The organism is Devosia sp. (genome assembly GCF_028290645.1).
GTDB lineage: Bacteria > Pseudomonadota > Alphaproteobacteria > Rhizobiales > Devosiaceae > Devosia_A.
In genome coordinates this window covers 1-8,469 of record NZ_JAQGJL010000016.1, presented here as the reverse complement: position 1 = coordinate 8,469, position 8,469 = coordinate 1, and the positions used below count along the sequence as shown (strand labels likewise).

The following is an 8,469-nucleotide window of genomic DNA, read 5'->3' as shown; positions in this document are numbered from 1 at the left end:
TCGGGCGCGACGATCCTCGGCGCGCTGAGCCTCGGGGTCGAGCGGCGGACGGCGGCGGAGTTCAGCTTCTTCCTCGCCATCCCCACGATGCTCGGCGCGACGGTGCTCGAGCTTGCCAGCAAGCGGCACGAATTGGCAGCGGCGAACACGGTGGGGTTCGGCTTAATCGCGATCGGGTTCGTCGTGGCGTTCCTCGTCGCGCTGTTTGTAGTGCGCTGGTTCGTCGGGCTGGTGGGGCGAACCGGATTCAGCCCGTTCGGCTGGTACCGAATTGCTGTCGGAACGATTGCACTCGTACTGCTACTCAAATAGGTCCGGAATGGGCGCATATCCGCGACGGGGCGAGATATCCGACCAGCCAGCGGGTACAATGTACTGTTTATGAGACAGCACTGCTGTCCTGTTGGTCTGATTCCACGTGACCGGGGAAGCGAATCGCGCTATCGACCCCGCCGAAAGGATCGAGCGATGGCCGGGGATATGCTCAAATTCGTCCAGGTGGCGCAGGCCTATCCGGCCAAGCGCGGGGCCGACGCACGCGCGGACGACTTCCGCGAAATCGCTGACCGCTACGCCGTGCCGACCGCCGAGGAGCAATCGGCGCGCTGCTCGCAATGCGGCGTGCCCTATTGCGCGGTGCATTGCCCGCTGCACAACCACATCCCCGACTGGCTGCGGCTGACCGCCGAGGGGCGGTTGCGCGAAGCGTATGAGCTGTCGAACGCCACTTCGACCATGCCGGAGATTTGCGGCCGCATCTGCCCGCAGGATCGGCTGTGCGAGGGCAATTGCGTGATCGAATTCGCCGGCCACGGCGCGGTGACGATCGGATCGGTCGAGAAGTTCATCACCGACACTGCCTGGGAAGAGGGCTGGGTCGAGCCGCTGGCACCCGGGCGTCCGCGCGGCCAGTCGGTCGGGATCGTCGGCGCGGGGCCGGCCGGGCTCACCGCCGCGGAACTGCTCCGCGTGGCGGGCTATGACGTCCATGTCTATGACCGGCACGACCGCGCCGGCGGGCTGCTGACCTACGGCATCCCCGGCTTCAAGCTCGAAAAGCCGATCGTCATGCGCCGCGTGGATCGGTTGAAGGCAGGCGGGATCGTGTTTCACCACGGCTTCGAGGTCGGGCGCGACGGGAGCATCGAGGATTTGCGCGACCGCCACGAAGCGTTGCTGATCGCGACTGGCGTCTACAAGGCACGCGGGCTGACCACGCCGGGTGCGGATGCGAACGGGGTCGTCGAGGCGCTCGACTATCTGATGGCGTCCAACCGCAAGGGGTTCGGCGACGCGGTCCCGGATTTCGACAGCGGCACGCTAGATGCGGCGGGCAAGAACGTCGTCGTCGTCGGCGGCGGCGACACCGCGATGGATTGCGTGCGGACTGCCGTGCGCCAGGGCGCAAAATCGGTCGCCTGCCTCTATCGCCGCGACCGCGACAACATGCCCGGCTCGCAGCGCGAGGTCGGGCATGCGGAGGAGGAAGGCGTCGAATTCGTCTGGCTGTCGGCGCCGCAAGCGTTCGGCGGCAAGGAAACGGTCGAGAGCGTGCTGATTGGCCGTAACCGGCTCGGTGCGCCCGATGCCAGCGGTCGCCGCGCGCCCGAACCCGATGGTGCCCCAGCCGAGGTGCGCAACGCCGACCTCGTCATCAAGGCGCTCGGCTTCGACGCTGAGGATTTGCCGCAAATGTTCGACGCGCCCGAGCTAGGCGTGACTCGCTGGGGGACGGTACTGGTCGACAACGCTACGCTGATGACCAGCCTCGATGGCGTGTTCGGCGCCGGCGATATCGTGCGGGGTGCGAGCCTGGTCGTGTGGGCAGTGCGCGATGGGCGTGACGTCGCGGGGCATATCGATAAGTATCTGCGCGCGCAGGCGAAAGTCGAGAGGAAGGCGGCATGATCGACCAACGCGCCCGCCTCGCCGCCGAGGGCATGTATCGACCCGAATTCGAGTCCGACGCGTGCGGCGTCGGACTCGTTGCGGCGACCGATGGACTGCCCTCGCGCCGCGTCGTGCAATCGGCGATCGACGCGCTCAAGGCGGTGTGGCATCGCGGCGCGGTCGATGCCGACGGCAAGACCGGCGATGGCGCCGGGCTCCACATCGATCTGCCGCTCAAATTCTTCGACGAGGCGATCCAGGCGTCGGGGCATAAGGTCGCCGACAACCGGCTGGCGGTCGGGATGATTTTCCTGCCGCGCACCGATCTCAGCGCGCAGGAAGCGTGCCGGACGATCGTCGAGAGCGCGATCATCGAGGCGGGCTATTCGATCTACGGCTGGCGCCAGGTACCGGTCGACGTATCGGTGATCGGCCGCAAGGCGCAGGAAACGCGCCCCGAGATCGAGCAGATCATGATCGCCGGCCCCCTGCCCGACACGCAAAGCGCGGTCGAGTTCGAGAAGGACCTCTATCTCGTCCGCCGCCGGATCGAGAAGCGCGTGATCGCGGCCCAGATCCAGGGCTTCTACATCTGCTCGCTGTCGTGCCGGTCGATCATCTACAAGGGCCTGTTCCTCGCAGAGAGCCTCTCCGTTTTCTACCCCGACCTCAAGGATTCGCGTTTCGAAAGCCGGGTCGCGATTTTCCACCAGCGTTATTCGACCAACACCTTCCCGCAATGGTGGCTGGCGCAGCCGTTCCGCTGCCTCGCGCATAATGGCGAGATCAACACGATCCGCGGCAACAAGAATTGGATGCTCAGCCACGAGATCAAGATGGCGGCCAATTCGTTCGGTGAAGCGTCGGAGGACATCAAGCCGGTGATTCCGGCGGGCGCGTCGGATACCGCCGCGCTCGATGCGGTGTTCGAGGCGATCTGCCGCTCGGGCCGCGACGCCCCGACCGCCAAGCTGATGCTGGTGCCGGAGGCGTGGGGCGGCAAGGGCGAGATGCCCAAGGCTCATCTCGACATGTTTAAATACCTTGGCAGCGTTATGGAGCCGTGGGACGGCCCCGCCGCGCTTGCGATGACCGATGGGCGCTGGGCGGTGGCAGGGATGGACCGCAACGCGCTCCGCCCGCTGCGCTACACCCACACGTCCGACGGTCTGCTGATCGTCGGGTCCGAAAGCGGCATGGTCGTCGTGCCCGAGACGATGATCGTCGAGAAGGGCCGGCTCGGTCCCGGCCAGATGATCGCGGTCGACCTCGATCAGGGCACGCTGTTCCATGACCGCGAGGTCAAGGACCGCATCGCGGGCGAGCACGATTATGCCGCGATGATCGGCAAGTTCCTGACGCTCGATGAGATCAAAGTCCCAAAGGGCGACCATGTCGCGCGGTTCGATCGCACCGAATTGATGCGCCGTCAGGTCGCCGCCGGGCAGACGATCGAGGACATGGAGCTGATCCTGTCGCCGATGGTCGAGACTGCCAAGGAAGCGATCGGGTCGATGGGCGACGATACGCCGCTCGCGGTCATTTCCGACAAGCCGCGGCTGATCAGCCAGTTCTTCCGCCAGAATTTCTCGCAAGTCACTAACCCGCCGATCGACTCCTTGCGCGAGCGCCACGTGATGTCGCTCAAGACGCGGTTCTCGAACCTCGCCAACATCCTCGACACGGGGCAAGCGCAGGACGGCGTGCTGGTGCTCGAAAGCCCGGTACTCGACGGCAAGGATTGGACGCGGCTGAAGGCGCATTTCGGGAGCGCCGCGGCGGAAATCGACTGCACTTTCGCATCGGGCGGCGAGCCCGAGACGCTGCGCGCCGCGATCCAGCGCATCCGCAACCAGGCCGAGCAAGCGGTGCGCGAAGGCAAGTCCGAGCTGTTCCTGTCGGACCGTGCGATCGACGGCGACAAGGTCGGCATTGCCGGCGTCCTTGCGGCGGCGGCGGTCCACACGCATCTCGTCCGCCGGGGGCTGCGCTCGTATTGCTCGATCAACATCGAGACCGCCGAATGCCTCGACACGCATTATTACGCGGTGCTGATCGGGGTCGGCGCGACGACCGTCTACGCGTATCTGGCCGAAGCGGCGATCGCCGACCGCCACGCGCGCGGGCTGTTCGGCCAAACCAGCTTCGACAAATGCCTCGCCAACCATCGCAAGGCGGTCGACGAAGGGCTGCTCAAGATCATGTCGAAGATGGGGATCGCGGTGATCTCCTCCTATCGCGGCGGATATAATTTCGAAGCGGTCGGGCTGTCGCGCAGTCTGGTCAACGACCTGTTCCCCGGCATGCCGGCCAAGATTTCGGGCGAAGGCTATGCCTCGCTCCACCTCAACGCCGAGCTAAGACATCAGGCGGCGTTCGACCCCGCGGTGGTGACACTGCCGATCGGCGGCTTCTACCGCCAGCGGCATACCGGCGAGACACATGCTTATTCGGCGCAGCTGATGCATCTGCTGCAGACTGCGGTCGCGACCGACTCCTATTCGACCTACCAGAAGTTCTCGCGCGGGGTCGCCGATCTCCCGCCGGTCTATCTGCGCGACTTGCTCCAGTTCAATTTCCCCGACGAGGGCGTGCCGGTCGATCAGGTCGAGGCGATCACCGAGATTCGCAAGCGCTTCGTGACGCCCGGCATGTCGCTCGGCGCGCTCAGTCCCGAGGCGCACGAAACGCTCGCGATCGCGATGAACCGCATCGGCGCGCGGGCGGTGTCGGGCGAGGGCGGCGAGGACAAGGTCCGCTACTCTCCCTATGCAAATGGCGACAACGCCAATTCGGTGATCAAGCAGGTCGCCTCGGGCCGCTTCGGTGTTACCGCCGAATATCTCAACTCGGCCGAGGAGCTCGAGATCAAGGTCGCCCAGGGCGCCAAGCCCGGCGAGGGCGGCCAGCTGCCCGGCTTCAAGGTCACCGAGATGATCGCCCGGCTGCGCCACGCGACGCCCGGGGTGATGCTGATCAGCCCGCCGCCGCACCACGACATCTATTCGATCGAGGACCTGGCGCAGCTCATCTACGATCTCAAGCAGATCAACCCCGACGCCCGGGTGACGGTGAAGCTGGTCTCGATGACCGGCATCGGCGCCATCGCGGCCGGGGTGGCGAAAGCGAAAGCCGACGTCATCCTGATCGCCGGCAACGTCGGCGGCACGGGGGCCAGCCCGCAGACCTCGATCAAGTACGCGGGCTCGCCCTGGGAGCTGGGGCTTTCCGAAGCCAACCAGGTGCTGACGCTGAACAATCTGCGCCACCATGTGACCCTGCGCACCGACGGGGGCTTACGCACTGGCCGCGACATCGTCATGGCCGCCATGCTGGGGGCCGAGGAGTTCGGTATCGGCACGGCGTCGCTGGTGGCGATGGGCTGCATCATGGTGCGGCAGTGCCATTCCAACACCTGCCCGGTCGGGGTCTGCACCCAGGACGACGCGTTGCGCGCCAAGTTCACCGGCACGCCGGAAAAGGTGATCAACCTCTTCACCTTCATCGCCGAGGAGGTCCGCGAAATCCTCGCCGACCTCGGCTTCCGCTCGCTGCTGGAAGTGGTCGGCCGCACCGACCTGCTGGCCCAGGTCAGCCGCGGCGGCGAGCACCTCGACGACCTTGACCTGAACCCCCTGCTGGTCCGGGCCGATCCGGGCAGCAACCCGCCCTATTCGACGGTCAACGGCCGCAATCCGGTGCCCGACACCCTCGACGCCCAGATCGTCCGCGACGCCGCGCCCCTGCTGCAACGGGGCGAGAAGATGCAGCTGACCTACACGGTGCGGAACACCGCCCGGGCCATCGGCGCGCGCATCTCCAGCCACATCGTCCGCAAGTTCGGGATGAGCGCCCTGCCGGCCGGCCACCTGACCGTCGAGCTGAAGGGCTCGGCCGGCCAGAGCCTCGGGGCCTTCGCGGTGCGCGGCCTGCGCATCGTGCTGACCGGCGAGGCCAACGACTACGTCGGCAAGGGCCTGTCGGGCGCCACCATCGTCATCAAGCCGTCGCGCCACCTGGTGGCGCCGGAGACCAACGTCATCCTCGGCAACACCGTCCTCTACGGCGCGACCAGCGGCAAACTGTTCGCGGCCGGCCAGGCCGGCGAGCGGTTCGCGGTGCGCAATTCGGGGGCCACGACAGTGGTCGAGGGCGTCGGCTCCAACGGTCTCGAATACATGACCGGCGGCACGGCGGTGATCCTCGGGCCGGTCGGCGAGAACTTCGCGGCCGGAATGACCGGCGGCATGGCCTTCGTGCTCGACCTCGCGGGCCGCTTCCAGGGCTGCGTCAATCCCGACAGCGTGGTGGTCCAGCGGCTGGCCTCGGCCCATTGGGAAGAGGTGCTGAAGAAGCTGGTCCGCGAGCATGCCCATGAGACCGGCTCGGCCTTCGCCGAGGGCCTGCTGCGCGACTGGGAACGCACCCGCGGCCTGTTCTGGCAGGTCTGTCCCAAGGAGATGCTCGGCCGGATCGACCACCCGCTGGAGGCCGAAGAGGCGGCGCACGAACGGGCCTGACGATCCATTCCGCAAACGTCAGTTCGCTGAGCATGTTCAGCTAGACGAACACCGTTCTGCGACAAGCTGTCGCACTATTACGGTTTTGTCATGTTCGATGTCGCACCCACTGTGTCGGGCGGCTAACCCTTCTGTATGAGTGCGGGCGTTCAGGATAATGCGATGGCGTCGGCGGGGGCCGATCTGGTCAATCAGGCGATGGCCGCCTTGCAGCGCCGCGATTCCGCGCAGGCGCTGACCCTGCTTGGCCAGGCCCGCGACCAGGCCCCGGACGATCTCGAAATCCTGATGAGCATCGCCCTTGCCCAGCGGGTCAGCGGCGACCTGCGGGCCGCCGTCGCCACCCTCGACCGGGTGCTGATGGCCGACCCCTACCACTTCATGGCGCTGCTCTCGAAAGCGGCGCTGATCGAGCAGGTCTCGGGGCCGAAGGCGGCGGCGCCGGTCTACAAGAATGTCCTGAAGATCGCCCCGCCGGCCGATCGCCTGCCGCCCGGCGTCGCCGGCCCGCTGGCCCGAGCCCGCACCGTGGTCGACCAGCATGCCGACAGCCTGGCCCAGCATCTCGACGCCCGCCTCGCCGACTTGCGTGGCCGTCACGGCAATCGCGGCCTGGGCCGGTTCGACGAGGCGCTTCAGATTCTCTCGGGCCGCAAGCGGCCTTACGTCTCCGAGCCGATCGATTTCCACTATCCGCAACTGCCGGCGGTGCCCTTCTTCGACCGCAGCCACTTCCCCTGGTTCCCGGAGCTGGAAGCGGCGACCGACATGATCCGCGGCGAGCTGGAAGAGGCCCTGGCCGCCGCCGACGCCGACTTCGCTCCCTACATCGACTATCCGGCCGGGGCGCCGCTCAATCAGTGGGCGGAGCTCAACAAGTCCCGCCGCTGGCGCTCGCTGTGGCTGTGGCGGGACGGGACGAAGCAGGAGGGCGCCTGCCAGCAGTGCCCGAAGACGGCCGAACTGCTGTCACGGCTGCCGATGTGCGACCAGCAGGGCTATGCCCCGACGGCGCTGTTCTCGGCCCTGGAAGCCAGGACCCACATCCCGGCCCACACCGGCTCGACCAACGCCCGGCTGCTGGTCCATCTGCCGCTGATCCTGCCCGGCCCGGCCCGGTTCCGGGTCGGTAACGAACTGCGCCAGTGGCGGATGGGCGAGGCCTGGGCCTTCGACGACACCATCGAGCACGAGGCCTGGAACGACGCCGACCAACTCCGCGTCATCCTGATCTTCGACGTCTGGAACCCGCTGCTCAGCGAGGCCGAGCGGGACCTGGTGACGGCGATGATGCTCGCCAAGCAGGACTTCTACGCATCGTAGACGGTGCGTCCTTCGACACGCCCGCATGCCGCGGGCTGCTCAGGATGACTGACTTGGGTTGCGCGAAAAAAAGGTAGTCATGCTGAGCAGTGGCCGCAGGCCACGTGTCGAAGCACGCACTCAAACCCCCACCGCCGGCCCGACATAACGCGCCCGTGGCCGGATCAGCCGTCCCCCCGACCCCTCTTCCACCGCATGGGCGATCCAGCCCGCCGAGCGCGCCACGGCGAACAGCAGGAAGGGCGCGTCCTGGGGCAGGCGAAGCGCCTCGGCCATGGCGACCAGGGCGAAATCGATGTTGGCGCGTTCGCCCGTGCCCGACTCCACCGCATCGAGCAGGGCGGCGAGATCCTCCGTGGGCGGACAGGCGGTGAGCAGGGTTTCGGCGCGGGGGTCGCCCTCCGGATAGAGGGGGTGGCCGAAGCCAGGAGTAGGTGCGGCCCGGGCCAGGCGGCCGGCGACCGTGGCGGCGGGGCCGATGCGGCGGGATTCCTCGACCAGGTTCCAGACCCGGGCCGCCATGCCGCCGTGCAGGGGGCCCGAGAGGGCGCACAGCCCGGCCAGCGCCGCCGCCGACAGGCCGGCCCCGGTCGAGGCGGCGACTCGGGCGGCGAAGGTCGAGGCGTTGAGTTCGTGGTCGGCCAGCAGCACCAGGGCGCGTCGGACGGCGTCGCCCGCTGACGGTTGGCCCCAGGCGGCGGCGAGGCGCTCGTGGATGGGGCCGGTCCCCAGCCCG

Annotated in this window: 5 protein-coding genes; 4 read left to right on the top strand and 1 reads right to left on the bottom strand. The window is 67.4% G+C overall.

From position 1 onward, the window contains the following. From JWQ89_RS00980 to JWQ89_RS00965, 4 genes are all read left to right on the top strand, one after another. Positions 1-312, top strand: a 312-nt coding sequence (locus JWQ89_RS00980) for an undecaprenyl-diphosphate phosphatase (protein WP_299637641.1), incomplete at its 5' end; no start/stop codon positions are given. A 156-nt stretch (positions 313-468) separates the two neighbouring features. Next, positions 469-1,908, top strand: coding sequence for an NAD(P)-dependent oxidoreductase (locus JWQ89_RS00975; RefSeq protein ID WP_299637640.1), 1,440 nt, complete (start codon positions 469-471; stop codon positions 1,906-1,908). After that, on the top strand, positions 1,905-6,410 hold the full coding sequence (gene gltB / locus JWQ89_RS00970) for a glutamate synthase large subunit (protein ID WP_299637639.1): 4,506 nt from the start codon (positions 1,905-1,907) through the stop codon (positions 6,408-6,410). Before JWQ89_RS00975 ends, gltB begins: the two co-directional genes overlap by 4 nt. 162 nt (positions 6,411-6,572) lie before the next feature. Then, entirely contained in the window at positions 6,573-7,733 is a 1,161-nt protein-coding gene (locus JWQ89_RS00965) for an aspartyl/asparaginyl beta-hydroxylase domain-containing protein (RefSeq protein WP_299637638.1), read from the top strand. A 120-nt stretch (positions 7,734-7,853) separates the two neighbouring features. Here the strand turns inward: JWQ89_RS00965 and JWQ89_RS00960 are convergent. Continuing rightward, a partial coding sequence (locus tag JWQ89_RS00960; RefSeq protein WP_299637636.1) for a citrate/2-methylcitrate synthase occupies positions 7,854-8,469 on the bottom strand: 616 nt, incomplete at its 5' end.

Bases quoted from the DNA above. Each gene is read 5' to 3' on its own strand.
- JWQ89_RS00975 (WP_299637640.1), top strand. From the start codon at position 469: ATGGCCGGGGATATGCTCAAATTCGTCCAGGTGGCGCAGGCCTATCCG.
- gltB (WP_299637639.1), top strand. From the start codon at position 1,905: ATGATCGACCAACGCGCCCGCCTCGCCGCCGAGGGCATGTATCGACCC.
- JWQ89_RS00965 (WP_299637638.1), top strand. From the start codon at position 6,573: ATGGCGTCGGCGGGGGCCGATCTGGTCAATCAGGCGATGGCCGCCTTG.